Source organism: Flavobacterium sp. N1719, assembly GCF_025947045.1.
Taxonomy (GTDB): Bacteria; Bacteroidota; Bacteroidia; order Flavobacteriales; family Flavobacteriaceae; genus Flavobacterium; species Flavobacterium stagni.
On the sequence record NZ_CP109993.1, the window covers coordinates 1,327,547 to 1,351,130 of the forward strand.

The 23,584-nt window shown below is 41.5% G+C and carries 13 protein-coding genes, 5 tRNA genes and 3 rRNA genes; 16 read left to right on the forward strand and 5 right to left on the reverse strand.

The features are described from left to right. Positions 1-11 precede the first annotated feature (11 nt). On the forward strand, positions 12-236 hold the full coding sequence (locus OLM45_RS05525; protein ID WP_264512637.1) for a hypothetical protein: 225 nt from the start codon (positions 12-14) through the stop codon (positions 234-236). Here the strand turns inward: OLM45_RS05525 and OLM45_RS05530 are convergent. Continuing rightward, positions 233-1,537, reverse strand: coding sequence for a DUF1343 domain-containing protein (locus tag OLM45_RS05530; protein WP_264512639.1), 1,305 nt, complete (start codon positions 1,535-1,537; stop codon positions 233-235). The genes OLM45_RS05525 and OLM45_RS05530 overlap by 4 nt on opposite strands. On the opposite strand from OLM45_RS05530, the gene OLM45_RS05535 reads away from it, so the two are divergent. The 6 genes from OLM45_RS05535 (at position 1,518) to rrf (ending at position 8,547) form a co-directional block, all read left to right on the forward strand. Continuing rightward, on the forward strand, positions 1,518-2,753 hold the full coding sequence (locus tag OLM45_RS05535) for an ABC transporter permease (protein WP_264512641.1): 1,236 nt from the start codon (positions 1,518-1,520) through the stop codon (positions 2,751-2,753). The two genes, OLM45_RS05530 and OLM45_RS05535, sit on opposite strands and share 20 nt — an antisense overlap. Positions 2,754-3,434: 681 nt before the next feature. Beyond that, positions 3,435-4,950 (forward strand): 16S ribosomal RNA (locus tag OLM45_RS05540). A 90-nt stretch (positions 4,951-5,040) separates the two neighbouring features. Continuing rightward, positions 5,041-5,114: transfer RNA gene (locus OLM45_RS05545), tRNA-Ile, on the forward strand. A gap of 87 nt (positions 5,115-5,201) precedes the next feature. Then, positions 5,202-5,275 (forward strand) — tRNA-Ala (locus OLM45_RS05550). Between the two features lie 167 nt (positions 5,276-5,442). Then, a 23S ribosomal RNA gene (locus OLM45_RS05555) occupies positions 5,443-8,317 on the forward strand. Between the two features lie 120 nt (positions 8,318-8,437). Then, positions 8,438-8,547: ribosomal RNA gene (gene rrf / locus OLM45_RS05560) — 5S ribosomal RNA — on the forward strand. The 16S, 23S and 5S rRNA genes sit together here with 2 tRNA genes alongside, the layout of an rRNA operon. A gap of 268 nt (positions 8,548-8,815) precedes the next feature. Here rrf and OLM45_RS05565 read toward each other — a convergent pair. Next, a complete protein-coding gene (locus tag OLM45_RS05565; protein WP_264512643.1) occupies positions 8,816-10,093 on the reverse strand; it encodes a UDP-N-acetylmuramoyl-tripeptide--D-alanyl-D-alanine ligase in 1,278 nt (425 codons plus the stop codon). A 60-nt stretch (positions 10,094-10,153) separates the two neighbouring features. Next, positions 10,154-11,863, reverse strand: a complete 1,710-nt coding sequence (gene gldJ / locus OLM45_RS05570; protein ID WP_264512645.1) for a gliding motility lipoprotein GldJ — start codon at positions 11,861-11,863, stop codon at positions 10,154-10,156. Between the two features lie 193 nt (positions 11,864-12,056). Between gldJ and porU the strand changes: the two genes are divergently transcribed. From porU to OLM45_RS05595, 5 genes are all read left to right on the forward strand, one after another. After that, complete coding sequence (porU, locus tag OLM45_RS05575; RefSeq protein WP_264512647.1) at positions 12,057-15,878, forward strand: type IX secretion system sortase PorU; 3,822 nt, start codon at positions 12,057-12,059, stop codon at positions 15,876-15,878. Between the two features lie 36 nt (positions 15,879-15,914). Continuing rightward, positions 15,915-17,111: a type IX secretion system outer membrane channel protein PorV gene (gene porV, locus OLM45_RS05580; RefSeq protein ID WP_264512649.1), complete on the forward strand. Its 1,197-nt coding sequence runs from the start codon at positions 15,915-15,917 to the stop codon at positions 17,109-17,111. Positions 17,112-17,182: 71 nt separating this feature from the next. Next, entirely contained in the window at positions 17,183-17,665 is a 483-nt protein-coding gene (gene cdd / locus OLM45_RS05585; protein WP_264512651.1) for a cytidine deaminase, read from the forward strand. Positions 17,666-17,845: 180 nt separating this feature from the next. After that, a complete protein-coding gene (pdhA, locus tag OLM45_RS05590; RefSeq protein ID WP_129462011.1) occupies positions 17,846-18,844 on the forward strand; it encodes a pyruvate dehydrogenase (acetyl-transferring) E1 component subunit alpha in 999 nt (332 codons plus the stop codon). Positions 18,845-18,850: 6 nt separating this feature from the next. Beyond that, positions 18,851-20,473 carry a pyruvate dehydrogenase complex dihydrolipoamide acetyltransferase gene (locus OLM45_RS05595; RefSeq protein ID WP_264512653.1) on the forward strand — a complete coding sequence of 541 codons (1,623 nt, stop codon included), beginning with the start codon at positions 18,851-18,853 and terminating at the stop codon, positions 20,471-20,473. Positions 20,474-20,544: 71 nt separating this feature from the next. On the opposite strand, the gene OLM45_RS05600 is transcribed toward OLM45_RS05595, so the two are convergent. Continuing rightward, positions 20,545-20,940 (reverse strand): ExbD/TolR family protein, encoded by a 396-nt coding sequence (locus OLM45_RS05600; protein ID WP_129462009.1) that lies wholly within the window; start codon positions 20,938-20,940, stop codon positions 20,545-20,547. Next, positions 20,924-21,634 (reverse strand): MotA/TolQ/ExbB proton channel family protein, encoded by a 711-nt coding sequence (locus OLM45_RS05605; protein ID WP_264512655.1) that lies wholly within the window; start codon positions 21,632-21,634, stop codon positions 20,924-20,926. Before OLM45_RS05605 ends, OLM45_RS05600 begins: the two co-directional genes overlap by 17 nt. A 125-nt stretch (positions 21,635-21,759) precedes the next feature. On the opposite strand from OLM45_RS05605, the gene OLM45_RS05610 reads away from it, so the two are divergent. The 4 genes from OLM45_RS05610 (at position 21,760) to OLM45_RS05625 (ending at position 23,384) form a co-directional block, all read left to right on the forward strand. Next, on the forward strand, positions 21,760-22,980 hold the full coding sequence (locus tag OLM45_RS05610) for a bifunctional folylpolyglutamate synthase/dihydrofolate synthase (RefSeq protein WP_264512657.1): 1,221 nt from the start codon (positions 21,760-21,762) through the stop codon (positions 22,978-22,980). A 70-nt stretch (positions 22,981-23,050) separates the two neighbouring features. Next, positions 23,051-23,125: transfer RNA gene (locus OLM45_RS05615), tRNA-Val, on the forward strand. A gap of 66 nt (positions 23,126-23,191) precedes the next feature. Then, positions 23,192-23,269: transfer RNA gene (locus OLM45_RS05620), tRNA-Val, on the forward strand. A 41-nt stretch (positions 23,270-23,310) separates the two neighbouring features. After that, positions 23,311-23,384: transfer RNA gene (locus OLM45_RS05625), tRNA-Val, on the forward strand. The last annotated feature ends 200 nt before the right edge of the window (positions 23,385-23,584 follow it).

Consider the following 23,584-nt stretch of genomic DNA (forward strand, 5'->3'; position numbering starts at 1 on the left):
CACCCTTAGTTATGCGACATGTATTTATCCTTCTTGGGATTTATGCGGTAGGATTGGCTCTCACTTTATTTGGGGCCTATATCGATACCGATGCGCCCAACCCTAGTAAGCTTTCTTTTGGATTAGAAATTTTTTGCATGTCGGTTATCGTCTTCGGATTGCTAACTAGTATTTTTTACGCGCTGTTTTTTAGTTTTAAACTCCTCAAACATCTGATGGAACGCCGCTTGGCCTAATACAATAAATAAGGCTGACGCATTTTTTTAAAGGCTTCCAGGTCTTTTTGCCAAGTTGCCCGAATCGCGTCTTCGGTCAGTCCTGCTTCAATTTGTTGGCGCAACTGTTTTGTTCCCGCTAATTTGGTGAAAAAATCATTGAAGAATTTGGTTTTATCTTCAGTGTTCGCATACGCTTTCAAAAGCCATTTTAATTCAAGGCGATTCACTTTTTTAACCATCGACAAATCCTCTCCATAACAAAGTTGCCCTTTGTGCATAGGCTCTTTGGCACCTAAATTGGGTTGAGGCGTAAATCGAAAAGGCATGTTTTTGAGGAAGGGCGAACCGTAGATTTGAAATTGTAAATCGGTGCCCCGACCCACACTTACATTCGTGCCTTCAAAGAAGCACAAACTTGCATATAAATTTATGGATTGGTCATTGGGTAAATTGGGCGAAGGCCGAACGGGTAAGCTGTATTCCATATCCCGTTTGTAATTCAGGCAGGGAATCACAGTAAGTTCGCATTGTTTCCCGTCTTTCAACCATTTTTCTCCATTAATCATTTGGGCATATTCACCTATGGTCATTCCGTGAAGAACAGGAATCGTGTGCATGCCCACAAAACTGCTGTGTTCCTTTTCCAAAACAGGCCCGTCCACTATACCGCCATTCGGATTGGGTCGGTCCAAAACAAGCAACGGAATATGGTTTTCAGCACAAGCTTCCATAATATAATGTAAGGAGGAAATGTAAGTGTAAAAACGCGCGCCAACGTCTTGCAAGTCAAAAACCATAATGTCAATTCCGGCCAATTGCTCGGGTTTCGGTTTTTTATTGTTCCCGTATAAAGAAATAATCGGCAAACCCGTTTTGGTGTCTTTGCCGTCTACAATATGTTCGCCCGCATCGGCAGTGCCGCGAAAGCCGTGCTCCGGAGCGAATATTTTGGTAAGCTTGATGTTTTGCCTCAATAAAAAATCGACCAAATGTATTGTTTCGGTATAAGCGCCAGGGTTTTGTGTCAAACTTGAGCTAGCCTGAACGACTTCAAACGTTCTAAAGGTTCCTGTTTGATTGGTCACGATGCCTACTTTTTTATTTTTCAATAAGCCGATGTAAGCTTTGGTGTTTTCTGCCCCTGTTCGTATACCTGTTAGAAAGTCTGTTGTCGACACTTCTTTTTTAGTTGGTTTTGGTTTTTCGGTTACTGCGGTTTTGTTTTGTGCACTACCACACGAAACCATTAGCAAAACCAAGAATAAAACAGTATTTTTGAGCACCCAATTACACATAGGATTGAATTTAGAATTTTTCATAGCAAAACGACTTACGGCTTCCAAGAGGGATAAAAGTAGTATTTCCGCGCCAATTATAAAAATTGCAACCATTGCAATTGCATTGGGTATGTTTATGATGCTGATTTCAGTGTCGACGGGGGTCGGACTCCAACAGAAAATCCGTGATAAGATTGCGGCGTTCAACGGACATATTATTATCTCTGGATTCAATGGGAATGAGTCGGATGTAAGTACCGATCCGATTTCGATACATCAAAAATTCTATCCCCGTTTTAAAAATGTGCAAGGCATCGATCATGTACAAGCCGTTGCCGCCAAGGCCGGGATTATTCGTACCGCTTCTTCGTTCGAAGGGATAATATATAAAGGAGTAGGAAAAGACTACCGCTGGGATGTGTTGTCAGAGTACCTTGTCGCTGGTAAGATCCCATCTATGTCGGGTGCCTATTCCAATGAAGTGTTGATCTCCGAGTTTCTAGCCAATCGACTGCAATTGAAAGTCGGGAGTAAATTCAACACCTTCTTTTTTGCTCAAGGTCAGAACAAATTGCCCAAAGCCCGCCGATTTGTCGTTTCGGGAATTTATAATTCGGGAGTCAAAGAATTTGATTCGGCGTATTTGATTGGAGATATCCGTCAGGTGCAGCGCATCAACCATTGGCGTCCTGATGAAGTAGGGGCCTTCGAAGTGTTTGTATCCGATTTTGACCAAATCGCCCAAAAAGGGGAAGAAGTTTATGACGAAACCTCTTCCACCCTGAATTCAGAAACCATAACCGAAAAATACTATTACATCTTTGACTGGCTCACTTTGTTTGATGCCAATATCTTGATTATTTTAATAGTGATGATTGTGGTGTCAACCATTAATATGGTGGTAGCCTTGTTGGTGTTGATCTTAGAGCGAACCCAAATGATCGGAATTCTAAAATCGATGGGCGCCAACAATTGGTCCATCCGGAAAATCTTCCTCTACAATGCTTTTCATTTAATCGTACGCGGTTTGCTTTGGGGGAATGGCGTGGCCTTATTGCTATTGTCCATACAGAAATTTTTCGGAGTCATTCATCTCAACCCCGAAAGTTATTATGTCACCGTTGCTCCAGTTGCCATTAATCCGCTTCACATACTTGCGCTCAACGTCGGCACCATACTCATTTGTTTAATCGTATTATTATTGCCTTCCTATATTATTACCCGAATTGTCCCTTCCAAAACCATTCGATTTGATTAAAACCATATCCTTATATATAAGGTAGTGTTTTTTTCTTGGAGCCCCCATTTATAGTACTAATGAATTGCCTTCCCGCTCTTCGCTGTATCTGCCCATGGCTTGGGGCCATGGTCAGGATGCCGCTTCGATCGGGGCTAAAGTGGGAAATGCCAATTTATAAAGCCTTTTTTTAGGCAACCGAGTGAAGAAGTTCGCTTTTTTTTCAGATTTAATTTCTCGAAAAAAATCAGTGTTATGAACAAAAGGTACTTTTTTCCAAGTGAATTTTTCAAAGGAATTATAGGCTAAAAGCAGCGAATAAGCCCATAGGAGGGTTGTTTTGCGGTATTGGGTAGAAAAAAGTGGCGTTGTAAGTAGTTGGAAACAAGCCGATAGAAAAAAAGATAAAAAAAAGGTGATTTTAAATTTGGAATAAGAGGGAATAGGTTTCTATATTTGCACTCCCAAAACGGAAGAATTGGGGTTCGGGATTGAGGTAAAAGATTTCGAAAAAAAATTGCGAAAGTATTTGCTAATTAAAAAAAGAGTTTTACTTTTGCACCCGCTAACCGAGAGAGGTTGGTAAGAATAGAGAAGACAAGTTCATAGACATATTGGATTGACAGCAAAATAAGAGAGAGTAAGGCTAATTGAATCGATTAGAATTAAGCTAGAACCCGAGTCAAAAAAAATCAAAAATCTACGATGAAGAGTTTGATCCTGGCTCAGGATGAACGCTAGCGGCAGGCCTAACACATGCAAGTCGAGGGGTAGAAGGAGCTTGCTCCTTTGAGACCGGCGCACGGGTGCGTAACGCGTATGCAATCTACCTTTTACAGAGGGATAGCCCAGAGAAATTTGGATTAATACCTCATAGTATATATCATTCGCATGTTTGGTATATTAAAGTTCCAACGGTAAAAGATGAGCATGCGTCCCATTAGTTAGTTGGTAAGGTAACGGCTTACCAAGACGATGATGGGTAGGGGTCCTGAGAGGGAGATCCCCCACACTGGTACTGAGACACGGACCAGACTCCTACGGGAGGCAGCAGTGAGGAATATTGGTCAATGGACGCAAGTCTGAACCAGCCATGCCGCGTGCAGGAAGACGGTCCTATGGATTGTAAACTGCTTTTGTACGGGAAGAAACACTCCTACGTGTAGGAGCCTGACGGTACCGTAAGAATAAGGATCGGCTAACTCCGTGCCAGCAGCCGCGGTAATACGGAGGATCCAAGCGTTATCCGGAATCATTGGGTTTAAAGGGTCCGTAGGCGGTTTAATAAGTCAGTGGTGAAATCTGGTCGCTCAACGATCAAACTGCCATTGATACTGTTAGACTTGAATTACTGTGAAGTAACTAGAATATGTAGTGTAGCGGTGAAATGCTTAGATATTACATGGAATACCAATTGCGAAGGCAGGTTACTAACAGTTGATTGACGCTGATGGACGAAAGCGTGGGGAGCGAACAGGATTAGATACCCTGGTAGTCCACGCCGTAAACGATGGATACTAGTTGTTTGGAGCAATCTGAGTGACTAAGCGAAAGTGATAAGTATCCCACCTGGGGAGTACGAACGCAAGTTTGAAACTCAAAGGAATTGACGGGGGCCCGCACAAGCGGTGGAGCATGTGGTTTAATTCGATGATACGCGAGGAACCTTACCAAGGCTTAAATGGGAAACGACGTATTTGGAAACAGATATTTCTTCGGACGTTTTTCAAGGTGCTGCATGGTTGTCGTCAGCTCGTGCCGTGAGGTGTCAGGTTAAGTCCTATAACGAGCGCAACCCCTGTTGTTAGTTGCCAGCGAGTCATGTCGGGAACTCTAACAAGACTGCCAGTGTAAACTGTGAGGAAGGTGGGGATGACGTCAAATCATCACGGCCCTTACGCCTTGGGCTACACACGTGCTACAATGGACGGTACAGAGAGCAGCCACTACGCAAGTAGGAGCGAATCTATAAAACCGTTCTCAGTTCGGATCGGAGTCTGCAACTCGACTCCGTGAAGCTGGAATCGCTAGTAATCGGATATCAGCCATGATCCGGTGAATACGTTCCCGGGCCTTGTACACACCGCCCGTCAAGCCATGGAAGCTGGGGGTACCTGAAGTCGGTGACCGTAAGGAGCTGCCTAGGGTAAAACTAGTGACTGGGGCTAAGTCGTAACAAGGTAGCCGTACCGGAAGGTGCGGCTGGAACACCTCCTTTCTAGAGACGTTAAAGGGGAATTGATTTTAGGAAAAGAGATTAGTATTACTCTCGCTGTTAGTTCAAAAAAAAAGATAAGCATAATTACAGAGTCTCGTAGCTCAGCTGGTTAGAGTACTACACTGATAATGTAGGGGTCGGCAGTTCGAGTCTGCCCGGGACTACTGAAATGCTTAAAAAGGAAATTCTAGAGGTTGAGTAACCGTTTGAAGTACTGTTAACTGAAAACTGTTAACTGAACACTGGAAAACGGGGGATTAGCTCAGCTGGCTAGAGCGCCTGCCTTGCACGCAGGAGGTCATCGGTTCGACTCCGATATTCTCCACGAATTGATTTGAAGATTAATCAATTTGAAGATTTGAAGATTCATTTTCAAATTCTCAAATCATTAAATTTTCAAATTAATAAAAGTTCATTGACATATTGGGATAAGATAAAATACAAACAAAGTAGAAAGCACAGGCGCTTGCTAATTATAGTAAGCACCAACATACATAAGCAAAATAAGGGCGTATGGGGGATGCCTAGGCTCTCAGAGGCGATGAAGGACGTGATAAGCTGCGAAAAGCTGCGGGGATTGGCACACACGAGTTGATCCGCAGATATCCGAATGGGGCAACCCAATACATTGAAGATGTATTACTCCGATAGGAGGGCGAACCCGCTGAACTGAAACATCTAAGTAGGCGGAGGAGAAGAAAACAATAGTGATTGCGTGAGTAGTGGCGAGCGAAAGCGTAGGAGCCCAAACCAAAGTTGTTACGGCAATTTTGGGGTTGTAGGACCACGAGATTTGATGCTAACTGAACTGGAACTACCTGGAAAGGTAGACGATACAAGGTGATAGTCCTGTACAGGTAAGGGAAGTTATTGATAGTGGTATCCTGAGTAGGGCGGGGCACGTGAAACCCTGTCTGAATTTGCCGGGACCATCCGGTAAGGCTAAATACTCCTGAGAGACCGATAGTGAACCAGTACTGTGAAGGAAAGGTGAAAAGAACCGTGAATAACGGAGTGAAATAGAACCTGAAACCATACGCTTACAAGCGGTCGGAGCCCTTTAGAGGGGTGACGGCGTGCCTTTTGCATAATGAGCCTACGAGTTACCGTTGCTGGCAAGGATAAGTACTTCAGGTATGGATCCGTAGCGAAAGCGAGTCTGAATAGGGCGCTTGAGTCAGTAGTGGTAGACGCGAAACCGTGTGATCTACCCATGGGCAGGATGAAGCTGTGGTAACACATAGTGGAGGTCCGAACCGGTTGACGTTGAAAAGTCTTCGGATGACCTGTGGGTAGGGGTGAAAGGCCAATCAAACTCGGAAATAGCTCGTACTCCCCGAAATGCATTTAGGTGCAGCGCTGATGTTGAGTTATATAGAGGTAGAGCTACTGATTGGATGCGGGGGCTTCACCGCCTACCAATTCCTGACAAACTCCGAATGCTATATAATATAATCAGCAGTGAGGGCATGGGTGCTAAGGTCCATGTCCGAGAGGGAAAGAACCCAGACCATCAGCTAAGGTCCCCAAATGTATGCTAAGTTGAACAAACGCGGTTTGTCTGCATTGACAGCTAGGATGTTGGCTTGGAAGCAGCCATTCATTTAAAGAGTGCGTAACAGCTCACTAGTCGAGCGGACGAGCATGGATAATAATCGGGCATAAGTATACTACCGAAGCTATGGACAGAATATTCTGTGGTAGGGGAGCATTCTAACAGGGCCGAAGGTGTAGCGTGAGCTATGCTGGACTGGTTAGAAAAGAAAATGTAGGCATAAGTAACGATAATGCGGGCGAGAAACCCGCACACCGTAAGACTAAGGTTTCCTCAGCTATGCTAATCAGCTGAGGGTTAGTCGGGGCCTAAGGCGAATCCGAAAGGAGTAGTCGATGGATAACGGGTTAATATTCCCGTACTACTTATAATTGTGATGGGGTGACGGAGTGATGAAAGTACCGCCAACTGACGGAATAGTTGGTTAAAGTACGTAACTAAAGGCCTTGTAGTTAAATGCGCAGGGACTGGTGAAATACGATAGTACACGGCGTCTTCGGACAAAGTGATAGTGTACCTAAGGGCTTCCAAGAAAAACCTCTAAACTTAGATTATAAGTACCCGTACCGTAAACCGACACAGGTAGTCGAGGAGAGAATCCTAAGGTGCTCGAGAGATTCATGGCTAAGGAATTAGGCAAAATAGACCTGTAACTTCGGGAGAAAGGTCGCCAGCAGCAATGCTGGCCGCAGTAAAAAGGTCCAGGCGACTGTTTATCAAAAACACAGGGCTCTGCAAAATCGTAAGATGAAGTATAGGGCCTGACACCTGCCCGGTGCTGGAAGGTTAAGAGGAGATGTTATCTTCGGAGAAGCATTGAATTGAAGCCCCAGTAAACGGCGGCCGTAACTATAACGGTCCTAAGGTAGCGAAATTCCTTGTCGGGTAAGTTCCGACCTGCACGAATGGTGTAACGATCTGGACACTGTCTCAGCCATGAGCTCGGTGAAATTGTAGTATCGGTGAAGATGCCGATTACCCGCAGTGGGACGAAAAGACCCTGTGCACCTTTACTATAGCTTAGTATTGACCTTGGATAAGTGATGTGTAGGATAGGTGGGAGACTATGAACCGGGTTCGCCAGGATTCGGGGAGTCATTGTTGAAATACCACCCTTTGCTTATCTGAGGCCTAACCCCGTATTGCGGGGGACATTGCTTGGTGGGTAGTTTGACTGGGGTGGTCGCCTCCAAAAGAGTAACGGAGGCTTCTAAAGGTTCCCTCAGCACGCTTGGTAACCGTGCGTAGAGTGCAATGGCATAAGGGAGCTTGACTGAGAGACATACAGGTCGATCAGGTACGAAAGTAGAGCATAGTGATCCGGTGGTTCCGCATGGAAGGGCCATCGCTCAAAGGATAAAAGGTACGCCGGGGATAACAGGCTGATCTCCCCCAAGAGCTCATATCGACGGGGGGGTTTGGCACCTCGATGTCGGCTCGTCACATCCTGGGGCTGGAGAAGGTCCCAAGGGTTGGGCTGTTCGCCCATTAAAGTGGCACGCGAGCTGGGTTCAGAACGTCGTGAGACAGTTCGGTCTCTATCTACTGCGGGCGTTAGAAATTTGAGTGGATCTGATTCTAGTACGAGAGGACCGAATTGGACTGACCTCTAGTGTATCTGTTGTCTCGCCAGGGGCACCGCAGAGTAGCTACGTCGGGAAGGGATAAGCGCTGAAAGCATATAAGCGCGAAACCCACCACAAGATGAGATTTCTTTTAAGGGTCGTGGAAGATGACCACGTTGATAGGCTATAGGTGTAAAGGCAGTAATGTCATAGCCGAGTAGTACTAATAACCCGTAAGCTTATGTATCGATACCGTCCCGAGCAATCGGGACGGGTCAGCTTTGTTCTTTTATCTTATCTTAGTATGTTAAAATATAAGCGTAGCAATACGCGCTTTAGCTAATCCGATTAGCTCAAAGCCACAACTTAAGGTGGTTATTGCGTCGGGGCTCACCTCTTCCCATTCCGAACAGAGAAGTTAAGCCCGACTGCGCAGATGGTACTGCATAACTGTGGGAGAGTATGTCGCCGCCTTCTTTTAGTGAGGCCCTTCAATTTGAAGGGCCTCATTTTTTTTATCCGTGCGGCGGAATGAATTATGAATTATAAATGATAAATGATTCGTAGCACCTGCTCATTAGCAGGTTAAAAAAATGTTGATAAACGCACTCACCCGCGTGAGGGATAGTAGTGGAAAGCCCACAGCGCAGTGCAACGGAGCGCGGACTTGCAACGGATAGCCCGACCCGGAGGGACACGCTATGATAATTATGAATTTTAAATTATGAATGTTAGATTCTAAATTCTAGAGTAATTCTAACGTTCGTTCTAATGCCATACCACGACTGCCTTTAATTAGAAGTAGGCTTGGATTTGTCACAGTAAAACTTGATTGAAAAGATTCGAAATCGGGATAAAAGTGAAGGTTTTTTTGGGCTTTCGCAACTGTATTAAACCATTTGCCAATAAAATAACAAGTAAAATTTTCGATTTCAGGAACTAAATCAACAATACTTTTATGTTCGTCAACACTGTTTGCACCCAATTCAAACATATCCCCTAAAATGGCCATTTTCGGTGTTGTATCGAGTTGCATGAAATTTTCTAAGGCCAATTTCATACTACTGGGATTGGCATTATAAGCATCTAATAGGATTTCATGACCGTTTTTTTTAACAATTTGGGAGCGGTTATTGGTTGGAATATACCCTTCAATAGCGTCTTTCAAATCTTTTGACGAAATGTTGAAATAATGACCAATGGTAATGGCTGCGCAAATATTTGTAGCATTATATAACCCAATTAAGTGCGATTGTATTTTTATATTCTGAAAGGAAAGTGTCACAAAGGGATTTGCTTTGATCTCTGTAAATTGAACAGAAGCCTCATTGTTTTGCAAACTAAAACAGTAGTGATGAAAACCGGCAGATTTTTGTACTTGGATAGGATCATCATTATTGATAAAAGCCATTTTACTGTTAGCGAATAAATAGCTAAACATTTCGCTTTTACCTTTGATTACACCGTCTACACCTCCAAATCCTTCCAAGTGAGCCTTGCCGAAATTAGTGATATATCCAAAATCGGGTTCAGCAATTGAGCAAAGAAATTCAATTTCTTTTTGATGGTTGGCGCCCATTTCTACTATTCCCATTTCAGTTTCTTTTGTAAAACTTAAAAGCGTTAGAGGTACACCAATATGGTTATTTAAATTGCCAATTGTAGCGACTGTTTTAAACTTCTTGGATAGAACAGCGTTTATTAATTCTTTAGTTGTTGTTTTACCATTACTCCCCGTTAGAGCGATGATAGGTAAACCCAATTGACGACGGTGGTGTTGCGCTAGTTTTTGAAGTGTATCAAGACTGTTTTCAACAAGTATAGTTCGATTGTCAATTTGGTATTCAGGATTATCTATTATGACATATCTTGCTCCTTTTTCAAGTGCCTCTTTTGCAAAGGTATTGGCATCAAATCGTTCGCCTTTTAAAGCTACAAATAAACAGTTTTCACTAATAGTTCGTGTGTCTGTACAAATCGTCTTACAGCTTAAAAAAGCTTGGTAAATGGTGTCCATATTCATAGTGACAAGATATAAAAAAAGCCCTAAAAAATTAGGGCTTTTCTGTATTGAAATAATAAATTATCTTTTATTACGTGCAGTCTTTTTGTGATCTGATTTCGGACCTACTCTCGACATCGCACAACGGAAACCGATGTAATCAGTTGCCATGTCTTGAGGGAAATAGCGTCTTTGAGCTGGATCTAACCAATACGCTCTATCTCTCCAAGAACCGCCTTTGTAAACACGTACATCGTCATTAATTAATGTAGTACGTTTGTTAGAACGGTCGAATTTACGAATCATGTTTCCAATAGAGTCAACGCTTACGTTGTGTTTTGGAGAATCGTACATTCTTTGATCATCTTTTAATTTGGCTTCAGCACCTCCTTCAGATCCAAAATCAAAATAACGTGTAGATTGTTTATCACCATCACGGTAGTTTCTATGGTCACTTTTATCGAAGTTTTGGCGTAAATACGTTTCTTTATCATCTACTGGAACTTGTGCAATCTGACCAATAAAGTTTCTTGATATTACTTTACCGTTTGGCATTGTGTCAAACTTTTGCGTTTCAGCTGTTACCAATTCTACTTTACCGTCTTCACCAATTTTGTTTTTGGTATACACGTTACCACGATAGTAGTTAAAGTCATTCGCTTCATCATCAACGATAGGACGGTAAACGTCAGCAACCCATTCGGCTACGTTACCAGCCATGTCATAAAGACCAAAGTCATTCGGAGGATACGATTTAACTTTATTAGTGATATCAGCACCATCATCAGACCATCCTGCTAATCCACCGTAATCTCCTTTACCTTGTTTGAAGTTAGCCAATTGGTCACCACGAATCTGACGTTTGTTAGAACGAGTGTAACCACCAGACCAAGGATATTTCTTTTGTCCTTTGTAAATGTTGTATTCACGTTGTCCGATATCAGCGGCTGCAGCATATTCCCATTCCGCTTCCGTAGGTAAACGGTATTCGGGTAAAATTAAACCAGAAGTACGTTGTGCATACACATTTTTAGCTTCTTGAGTTTCACCTTTTGAATTGGTTGTAGTTGCTTTCGCTTTAGAACCTCTTCGTCCTTTTAAAACCACTTCTTCGTTACCACCAAAAGTTTTGGTTGGTGCAGCAAGGTAGGTTTCAGTATCGAAAGTAGCATCCGCTTTTGCTTCAGTTACTTTAGCATCTTTTTTCAAGTATCCTTCTCTTTCCAAAACGGCCTCGTTTACACGATTGGTTCTCCATTTTGCAAATTCAGTAGCTTGAATCCAGTTAACACCTACTACAGGGTATTCAGCATAAGCCGGGTGACGCAAATAGTTATTGGTCATCGTTTCGTTATATCCTAAACGATCTCTCCAAACTAAAGTATCTGGAATTGCACCTTCGTAAATGTTTTTGTAATTTTCTTCTTCTGGGGGGAAAACACGCTTTAACCAATCTAAGTACTCCATGTACATCAAATTCGTTACTTCAGTTTCATCCATGTAGAACGATTGCACGTGCTGTTGATTTGGGGTGTTGTTCCAGTCGTGCATAGGATCATCAGCGACTTTACCCATGGTAAAGGTACCTCCTTCAACTAAAACCAATCCAGGACCGGTTTCTTGTTTTTTGAATTTAGAGGCATATTGAAATCCTCCTTTTTTGTCGTTAATCTTCCAGCCGGTAGCTTTCGAACCTGTATTAGAGCTCGATTTTTTGCTACAACTAGAGAGTCCGGCCAGCAAAATTACCGCAAAAAACCATCGCATTGCCATAAATTTGTTTACTTTCATACTCGTTAGTAGGTAATTAATTTTAGTGGCGCAATATAAGAATTAACCTTGACATTGCAACAACTTTTTTAATAATATCAATTTTTTGTTCCTCACTATGTAAACGAAAGGTTAATATCCTTATTGTATACCATTTAAAAAAATTAATTTTACACACACAAAATATATTGTCAATAGAAGCGTTTTAAGGTTGATGAAAAAAATTGCTATACTTTTCATTTTATTATTTTCTGTGAGTATTTCGGCTCAAATTCAAAAGACAATCGCTTTGAATTGGAGTTCGAAACGCACCTATTCACAAGGATTGACAGAATTTATAATCCCGAGTGTAATAAATGAAGGATTTCGATATGATGTGCCATCACGTTCGGTTCGGTATTCCTTCAAAATTTTTGATGTAGCCAATATTCAACAAAGTGATGTGCAATTACAGGGGCTGACCTATTCCCCAGTAACTACACAAGAATTGGGGCAATTGGATATTTCTAAGATTTTAGACAATCATGATTTAAAGGTGTATGCTTACAAAAACCGGGAGCAACCTATTGCTGAAGTTTCCATTGCGCCTATCATAAAAGTAGCAGGAGGTTTTCAAAAATTAACCGGATTTACCTATCAAGTTGTAACATCTGCAAAAAGTAATCCCAATATTTTAAATACTGTTCCAACAGTTTCGCAATCCGTTTTGGCAACCGGAACCTTTAAACGTTTTTATGTTGAAAAATCGGGAGTTTATAAACTTTCCAAGAGTTTTTTAAATAGTATTGGCATTACGACCAATGGAATCGATCCCCGTAAATTAAAAGTCTATGGGAATGGCGGCCGAATGGTTCCCTTGTCCAATCAAGAAAATTACCCTTTCGATTTGGAAGAAAATGCAATCCAAGTGGTAGGTGAAGACGATGGTGTTTTTAATGATTCGGATTATATTTTAATGTATTGTGAAGGTATGGATAATTGGAGTGATGAAAACGAAACCCACCTCAATCTCTATGCAGACAAATCCTTTTACTATGTGACGGTCGCCGCTGATGCTGGAAAGCGTATTCAATCGATGACGCAACCTTCAGGTGCTCCTACGCAAACATTTACAACTTTTGATGACTATCAGTTTCATGAAGTTGACTTAACAAACATAGGAAAACTAGGAAGGCTATGGTTTGGAGAAAGTTTTGCTACAACTACAAGTCAGGAATTTACTTTTGCTTTTCCGAATGCAGTAAATACAGCTACTTCCCGAATTACCGTGCATGTAGGTGCCAATTCATTTGCCGACTCCAATTTTAAAGTCTCAGTAAATGGTCAAACAACGGGAACTGTACTTCTTTCAGCAGTTATCCCCAATGCGGGTACTGAAGCATCACACAGTTATTTGAATTCAAATATTCCAACCTCACAGAATTATACGGTAAAATTGGAATACGATAACCAAGGTGTGCCTACAGCCAAAGCGTTTCTTGATTATATAATAATTAAGACGAAGTCGAATTTAACAGGCACTGGAAAGCAATACCGTTTTTATGATGCCAATGCGGCTTTTACAAACGGAATAGGAGAATATCAAATTACAAATGCAGCGGGCATTCAGCAGGTTTGGGACATTACCGATATTTACAATGTTTCAGGTATTGTGAATACGGCTGCATCGCTTAATTTTAAAGTTAATTTAGGTACAGAACGACGCTTCATCACCGTTGTGGACTCCGATGTGTTTACTCCACTTAAAGAATCGGATACTTCAGTTGCCAATCAAGATTTAAAAGGAACTTTGTTAAAAGATGCCAATGGTGATTTTGAAGATGTCGATTATGTCATTGTAACTCCTGATTTTTTAAAAACGCAGGCGGATCAATTGGCCGAATTTCATCGTTCCTACAGTAATTATACAGTTCGTGTAGTGACTTTGCCGATGATATATCAAGAGTTTAGTGGCGGTAAACAAGATATCGGGGCTATTCGTAATATGATGCGATACATATATTACAATGCCTCTTCACCCACAAACCGAGTGAAATATTTGAATTTATTCGGCGATGCCTCTTACGATTTCAAAAACAGAATTGCGAACAATACGAATATCGTTCCTATTTATCACGCGGTAAATAGTTATTATTCTGGAGAAACTTCCTTTGCTTCAGATGACTTTTTTGCCTTAATGGATGATACTGAAGGAGATCCTATTTATGGATTTGCTGCTGATATTGCTGTCGGGCGAATGTTGGTTTCCACCCCGCAGCAAGCCGCTGAAATGGTGAATAAGGTCATCGAGTACCATGACGAAAAATCATTTGGAAGTTGGCGCAATAATTACGTGTCCATTTCCGATGATGCCGATAAAGATCCGGATGCCAGTTTGCAAGTAAGACAAAATGAGCTAACGGATGAAATTTACACCCAAAAGGCTTTTATCAATTATAAGAAAATCTTCATGGATTCGTATGTGCAGCAAACAACAGCTGGAGGTGATCGTTATCCACAGGCAAAATTGGATTTAAATAATGCTTTTGAAAAAGGCGCCCTAGTCTTTAATTATTTAGGGCATGGAGGAGAAGATGGACTTACCGCAGAACGGCTTTGGGACAAATTTGACGGTTATGATTATATGAATCGTTATCGATACCCACTGTTTATCACGATTACTTGTGAATTTTCCCGATTCGATAACCCTCAACGTCCTACAGCAGGAGAATATACGTATTGGAATCCCAAAGGAGGCGCAATTTCATTAATCACAACCATTCGTTCTATTGGTCAATTTCAAGCAGAAAATTTTAATGATAATTTGTCATCTAAATTATTTGCCTACGGTTCTAACTCGTATTGGTCCATCGCCGAATCCATGCGTCAGGCTAAAGCCATGTCCAATAATAACTCGGCAACCCGAGTCGTTTTTTATCTTGGGGATCCCGCTTTAAAATTGGCCATTGCTAAGCCAAAAATAGTGTTGACCAAAATAAATGATGTCCCTATTTCTCAACCTACCGACGATTTAAAAGCGTTGGGTGTCGTGAAATTGAGTGGCGAAGTGCAGAATGAGAGCGGAGTGCTTCAGTCGAATTATAATGGAGAGTTGGCCATCAATGTATTTGATAAACCCTACACCAAAGATGTGTTAAATAACGACGGATTCAGTACGCCACTTACTTTCTCGAATTTGGGAGAAACTATTTTTAGAGGCAATGTGTCGGTTGTCAATGGACAATTTGATGTGAATTTTGTGGTTCCTCGGGATATTCGAATTCCTATCGGCAATGGAAGGGTGAGTTTTTATTCCAAAGAAAATAATGTCAATCAAGATCATACCGGCTATAGCTTTGATATTCGTGTCGGCGGAGTAAATACGGCAGCAGAAGTGGACAATGTGGGCCCTCGAGTGCGCCTGTACATGAACGATGAAAGTTTTGTGGATGGCGGAATTACCAATGCGTCACCTTATTTCTTGGCTTTTTTAGAAGATGAACACGGAATTAATACAGCGAGCGGAATTGGGCATGATATTGTGGCTATTTTGGATGGGGATGAAACTAATCCGTATGTATTGAATGATTATTATGAAACACAATTAAATGATTATACCAAAGGAAAAATTCGATTCCCATTCCGTGATTTAGCGAAAGGCTTTCATACGATTACTTTCAAAGCCTGGGATGTGTATAATAATCCAGTAACCGCTGAGATACATTTTGTAGTGGCAGATGGAAATGGAATTACGTTAACCAATGTGTTGAATTATCCCAATCCTTTTGTGAATTATACCGAATTTTGGTTCAATCATAACCGTCCATTAGAACCGTTGGAAGTACAAGTCCAGATTTTTACGGTAACGGGAAAAATTGTTAAAACCATTAATCAAACCGTAACGACTGACGGGTTTCTTTCTCGAGAAATTAAATGGGATGGACTGGATGATTTTGGTAGTAAAATTGGGAAAGGAGTGTATGTTTATAAACTAAAGGTACGCTCAACGGTAAATGGAAATACCGCAGAAAAAATTGAAAAATTGGTTATACTATAAAAAATACTATATTTGTTAACTTTTTAAATTGCAAAGATGAAGAAGATCTTTTGGGTGCTTAGTTTACTCGGTGTAAGCGCTACGATTACCGCACAACAAAGGGTGATTACCACCGGAGTTCCGTTTTTAATGATTGCAGCCGATGCGCGTGCAGCCAGTATGGGCGACCAAGGTGTGGCTACTACGGCAGATGCCTATTCGCAACAATGGAATCCAGCAAAATTTGCTTTCGCTGTAGAAAAGCAAGGTTTCTCGCTGAATTATACCCCCTATTTAACGCAGTTAGTAAATGATATTTCGCTAGGTCAGGTTACCTATTACAATCGCTTTAATGAACGAAGTGCTTTTGCTGGTAGTTTGCGTTTCTTCAGCTTGGGAGAAATTGAGTTGCGTCAAAGTTTTGATGATCCGGCCAATGTGGTAAAGCCCAACGAATTGGCATTGGATGGTTCGTATTCCTTGCGTTTGAGTGATCATTTTAGTATGGCAGTCGCTGGGCGATACATTCGTTCCAATTTAAAACTTGCCGATGTAAATACCGATGCGAAAGCAGCGAATACCTTTGCTTTTGACGTGGCGGGTTACTTTCAATCGGAAGAGTTTGCCTTAGAAGATTTCAACGGACGTTACCGTTTAGGATTCAATTTCCAGAATTTAGGCCCAAAAATTAGTTATGATAACGATCAAAGTGATTTAAATTCGAATTTCATTCCTGCTAATATGCGTTTGGGTGGAGGATTTGATTTTATCTTAGACGAATACAATAAAGTGGCTTTAAATGCGGAGGTGTCTAAATTGTTAGTCCCCACTCCACAAGTGGGCTATAACGACGGAACGTATAACGGAAAAGACATGAATGGTGACGGAACTATTGATGCAACTGATATGCAATTGGCTACCGAAGAATACAAAAGAATCAACTGGGTTTCGGGTATCTTCAAGTCTTTCGGAGATGCACCTGGAGGATTCTCAGAAGAACTTCGCGAAGTGAATTATTCGGTAGGCGCGGAGTACAATTATCAGGATTCTTTCGCAATGCGTTTAGGGTACTTTAATGAAAGTAAAGACAAAGGTGGACGTAAGTTCTTTGCTCTTGGGGCAGGTTTTAAATACAATATTGTTAAAGTCGATGTTTCCTACTTGTTTTCGGCAAGTCGTGTGAAAAACCCGTTAGAGAACACGCTTCGATTCTCACTTACCTTTAACTTCGGTGATAAATACGATGATTTTTAGAAATAAAAAAACCAATAATAAATATCCAAATTTCGATTTTTGAAATTTGGATTTTTTTTCCTCTATACACAATGAAAGAAATTAAAATTGAAACAAAATTTGAAGTTTTTGAATCGGTAGCACAATTGCCTGTAGATGTGGTTTCATTAATGGAGAAAGCCATTGAAACACGTAAAAATGCGTATGCTCCGTATTCTCGTTTTCGTGTGGGTGCTGCTTTGCTCTTGGATAATGGTGCGGTAGTTGTCGGTTCGAATCAAGAAAATGCGGCGTATCCCTCTGGATTATGTGCAGAACGGGTAGCGATTTTTCAAGCAGGTGCTTTGTATCCTGAGGCAAAAATTCTGCAATTGGCTATTAGTGCAGCCTCGGATACCAATCCGACCTTGTCACCTATTCCACCCTGTGGAGCGTGTCGCCAATCCATTGCAGAATATGAGTTTCGTCAAGAGGATCCGATTGAAATTTATTTTATGGGTGAAAAAGGAGAAGTCTATCGATCACAATCCATTGCCAATTTATTGCCTTTGACATTCGATAAGACATCACTCTAAGCTATAACGATGTAGTTGATATTTCTGCTGTAAACAGTTTGTAAATTCTGTATTTTTAAGGCATTAAATTTTTACTTCTACAATCATTATTCTATTTTTGCATTCCGATTAACCGGCGAAATTTTCATTTTCGTAAAGGAAGGTCATCAAAAATTTGTAAAACGCAGTAATTCAGTCACAATGAAAGAAATTACCAAAGAAGTTTACCTTAAGTGGTATGAAGATATGCAGTTCTGGAGAAAGTTCGAGGACCGTCTAGCCGCTGTATATATTCAACAAAAAGTTAGAGGTTTCCTTCACTTATATAACGGACAGGAAGCGGTTTTAGCCGGTGCATTGCACGCAATGGATTTGTCCAAAGATAAAATGATTACCGCTTATCGCAATCACGTTCAGCCGATTGGGATGGGTGTGGATCCGCGAAAAGTTATGGCCGAATTGTATGGAAAAGTAACCGGTACTTCCAAAGGTATGGGTGGTTCAATGCACATTTTCTCCAAAGAACATGGTTTTTATGGAGGACATGGTATTGTAGGAGCACAAATCCCTGTGGGTGCTGGTATGGCATTTGCTGATCAATATTTCAATACAGGCGGTGTTACCTTAACTTATTTTGGTGACGGTGCTGCGCGCCAAGGTTCGCTTCACGAAGCATTCAACATGGCTATGAATTGGAAATTACCCGTAGTTTTTATTTGTGAAAATAATGGGTATGCTATGGGTACTTCAGTAGAGCGTACGGCAAACCACACCGATGTATGGAAATTAGGTTTAGGCTATGAAATGCCTTGTGGTCCTGTTGACGGAATGAATCCTGTGAAGGTAGCAGAAGCCATGCACGAAGCCATTGAACGTGCGCGTCGTGGTGACGGACCTACATTCTTGGAAATGAAAACGTACCGTTACCGCGGTCACTCGATGTCTGATGCACAATTGTATCGTTCAAAAGATGAAGTGGAAGAATACAAAAAAATCGACCCTATTATTCAGGTTTTAGACGTAATCAAAGCGAACGGTTATGCTACCGATGCAGAAATCGAGGCGATTGACGAACGTGTGAAAAACTTGGTAGACGAATGTGAACGATTTGCAGAAGAATCGCCATTCCCTGAAGTAAACCAATTATACGATGTGGTTTACGAAGAACCGAATTATCCATTTTTACCCCATAAATTATAAGCAATTATGGCAACAGTAATTACGATGCCCCGCTTGAGTGACACCATGACCGAAGGGACAGTGGCCACTTGGTTGAAAAAGGTGGGTGATACCATTAAAGAAGGAGATATCCTTGCTGAAATTGAAACTGACAAAGCAACCATGGAGTTTGAATCTTTCAACGCCGGAGTGCTTTTACATATCGGAATTCAAGAAGGACAATCGGCGCCTGTTGATTCACTTCTAGCCATTATTGGTCAAGCCGGTGAAGATATTAGCGGACTGCTAAACGGAAGTGCTCCAGCTGTTGCAGTTGAAGCCACTCCTGTAGCCGCCGAAGTACCTGCTTCAAATGCAACTAATACAGCTGCTCCAGCCGGAATTCAAGTCATCACCATGCCTCGCTTAAGTGATACCATGACCACAGGTACGGTAGCCACTTGGTTGAAAAAAGTAGGTGATGTTGTTAAAGAAGGCGACATTTTAGCTGAAATTGAGACCGATAAAGCGACCATGGAGTTTGAATCTTTCCATTCAGGTTCTTTATTATATGTCGGTATTCAAGAAGGAGAATCGGCTCCTGTAGATAGCGTTTTAGCAATTATCGGACCTGCGGGTACGGATGTTGCAGCGTATGCAGAATCTTTAAAAGCTGGTGGCGCTCCTGTTGCTGCTCCTGCACAATCAACACCCGCGGCAGCTCCTGCAGCAACTCCAGTAGCAACGGCTGCTACAACATCCGTTGTAAACGAAGGAGGTCGCGTGTTTGCTTCGCCATTGGCCCGTCAAATTGCTAAAGAAAAAGGAATTGATTTGAATCAAGTGAAAGGTTCTGGGGAGAATGGACGTATTGTAAAAAGTGATGTTGAAAACTTCACTGCTGCACCATCTGCTGCTCCTGCCGTTCAAGCTGCTGCTCCAGCAACAGCCGCTGCTCCAGCAGTTAAGCCATTTGTTCCAGCAGGATCTGAGTTTTCTGAGCAAATCAAAAATTCGCAAATGCGTAAAACCATTGCGCGCCGTTTGTCCGAGTCAATCTTCACGGCACCTCATTTCTATTTGACGATTGAGGTAGCTATGGATGAAGCAATGAAATCGCGTGGTGTTATCAATACAGTTCCAGATACTAAAGTATCCTTTAATGATATGGTCATCAAAGCTTGTGCTATGGCTTTGAAAAAGCATCCGAAAGTGAATTCACAATGGAGTGATGAGGCGATTACCATCAATCATCATGTTCATGTAGGTGTAGCCGTAGCTGTTGAAGATGGATTAGTCGTTCCTGTAGTTCGTTTTACCGACCAAATGAGTTTGTCTCAAATTGGTGCAGCAGTGAAAGATTTGGCAGGTAAAGCACGCAATAAAAAATTACAACCTTCAGAAATGGAAGGAAGTACATTTACGGTTTCCAACTTAGGAATGTTCGGTATCACAGAATTTACTTCAATCATCAACCAACCCAATTCAGCAATTTTATCGGTTGGTGCCATTATCCAAAAACCGGTAGTGCGTGACGGACAAATTGTGGTAGGACATACGATGAATGTGACACTTGCTTGTGATCACCGTACAGTAGACGGAGCCACTGGAGCTGAGTTTTTACAAACCTTACGTACCTTCTTAGAGAATCCAGTTACGATGTTGGCTTAATTCTCAAAAGAATATAATCATAAAAAAATCCTGCTCAACGGCAGGATTTTTTATTTGCTATAAAGATGATTTTATTTCGTATTACTTGTAGCAATCACAAATTTCAATTTGTTTTTTACCCCAATTTGTAAAACATCAACCAAGTCTTGTACTTGTAAATTGTAAGGAATTCGTACGACTATCGTTTCTTCAGAACCGGGTGTTACTTTCGATAATAATTCCGATTCCAATTGGTCAAAGGCAACTTCCTGTTTGTCCAAAAAGTATTTTTTGTCTTCCGTGACAGACAAACTAATCAATTGCTTATTGGTCTTTTCGTTATTTTTTGACTTGGGCAACGTCATTTTAATCACGTTAGGATTGGCCAAGGTAGAAATAATCAAAAAGAACAATAACAAAAAGAACATAATGTCGCTCAACGAAGAGGTGGCGACTTCTGCGTGAAAACGTTTATTTCGACGAACCATTTGGACGTTGGATTATGTTAACAAATTCTAATACTTGACGTTGAATGCTCAATACAAAGCTGTCAATTTTCCCGTTGAATAAGTGATAAGCTGAATAAGCGATGATACCCACTACCAAACCAGCTCCCGAACTGATCATCTTTTCATACAAACCTCCTGAAATATTTCCGATACTGATATCTTCCGTTTGGGAAATGCTATAAAAGATTTTGATTACCCCAGAAATGGTTCCGATAAATCCTAACGTTGGTGCTATACCTGCAATAAGTCCTAAATGGCCCAATTTCTTTTCCATTTCTCCCACTTCAATATTAGCAGCACGCTCCATATTCGATTCAATTTCTGCGATGGGGCGACCAATGGTTAAAATCCCTTCGCGTAATACCGATCCTGAAGCCGAATTGCTACGCTCTGTAAACGCAACTGCACGTTTTAATTCGCCTTCACCTAAGGCTTCACGAACATCACGGGTTAAATTGGGGTCGATTTTGGAGCGCTTGCTGATGTACATCCAGCGTTCCATGATGATGTATAAGGTATAAAATAATAAAAGGGCAATCGGAATTAGAAATAATCCTCCTTTGGTTACAAATTCCAAAACGGAAATTTCTTTAATAGCTACCGTGTTTTGGACCACTGCTCCAGTAGCTTGCGCGATAGAATCGTTTTGAACTTGAAGAAAAAATAGATTCATGATGTTTCTTTAGTTTTTTAGTAATGGAATTATTCTCAATTTTGCCTTAAAGATAAAAGCAGTTACAATACTAAACTAAATTTTTAGTAAATTATTTTGTCTTAAAAATAGTTATCAAAAAAGAAATGAACTACACCGAAACCGTAGAATGGATGTTCAATCGCTTGCCCATGTTTCAGCAAGTCGGCGCATCTGCCTATAAGAAAGACCTAACCAATACGTTAGCCTTAGCCAATCATTTGGGAAATCCCGAAAAACAATTGCGTTGCATCCATGTTGCAGGTACCAATGGCAAAGGATCAACCTCCCATTTTTTAGCTTCCGTCTTGCAAGAAGCGGGCTACAAAGTAGGTTTGTATACCTCGCCCCACTTGAAGGATTATCGCGAACGCATTAAAATTAATGGCGCCATGATTCCGGAATCGTTTGTGGTCGATTTTGTGGCTCAACACAAAAATTTCCTTGAAGCTCAAGAATTGAGTTTTTTTGAAATGACTGTCGGACTCGCCTTTGAGTTTTTTGCTAAAGAACAAACCGATATCAACATCATTGAAGTGGGTATGGGTGGCCGATTGGATTCGACCAATATTATCACGCCGTTGTTGTCTGTGATTACCAACATTGGTTTGGATCATACCCAATTTCTTGGAGATACCCTTGAAGCCATTGCAGGAGAGAAAGCGGGTATTGTTAAAGCAAGTATCCCTGTGGTAATCGGGGAGTATACTCTTGAAACGCGGGCGGTATTTGAAACAAAAGCAGCGCAAACGCAGAGTGCGATCTATTTTGCATCCGACATACAAACGCAAACCTATCCTTCAGCCTTGAAAGGGGCTTGTCAAGAAGCCAATAAAAAAACGGTACAACAAGCTTTGACTGTATTAAATTCTGTGAGCAATTTTGATATTACAGAAAGTCAAATTCAGGCCGGATTTGAAAATGTAGTTGCCAATACAGGTTTGTTAGGCCGCTGGCAAGTATTGGGAGAACAGCCAAAGATTATTGCAGATACAGCTCACAACGAACATGGATTACGCATTGTTTTACAACAATTAATGGAAGAACCCAAACAACGGTTACATATTGTATTAGGCGTGGTCAATGATAAAGATTTGACGAAAATCCTTCCCTTATTTCCCAAAGATGCCCTTTATTACTTTTGCAAACCGAATATTCCAAGAGGTTTGGACGCCTCCGTTTTAGGTCAGTTAGCCTCCGATTTTGGATTGACGGGAAAGGTATATGATTCCGTTTCAAATGCTTATCAAAAGGCAAGGGAACAGGCACGTCCAGATGACGTGATTTATGTGGGCGGAAGTACGTTTGTGGTGGCCGAACTTTTTTGATTTTTTTTAAAAATTTCCTTGCAGAAACAAAAAACAGTCTTATATTTGCATCCGCAATCAAGCACTAATCGGGCGATTAGCTCAGCTGGTTCAGAGCACCTCGTTTACACCGAGGGGGTCGGGGGTTCGAACCCCTCATCGCCCACTAAAAAGCAAGTCGGAAAGACTTGCTTTTTTTATCCAAAACGTGCTATTGATTGCATCCCTTAACGGGCGATTAGCTCAGCTGGTTCAGAGCACCTCGTTTACACCGAGGGGGTCGGGGGTTCGAACCCCTCATCGCCCACCAAAACTCCTTCAGAAATGTGGGAGTTTTTTGTTTTCAACCAAGGGTCATTAACTCAGCGGTTCAGAGTGCTACCTTGACAGGGTAGAAGTCACAGGTTCGATTCCCGTATGACCCACATCAAAACTCCATCTGAAAAGGTGGAGTTTTTTGTTCTTATATTTTGGATAAAAACGCGTATTTTTATACTACTAAATCCTTCCAAGATGCGACTTTATATTCCTATACTGCTGGCGGTCCTTTTTATTGGTTACCTGTTTTACATTGCGTTTATTCAAAAATCGTTTCGTCAAAAATGGCGAACAGAAGTCTTGCCTG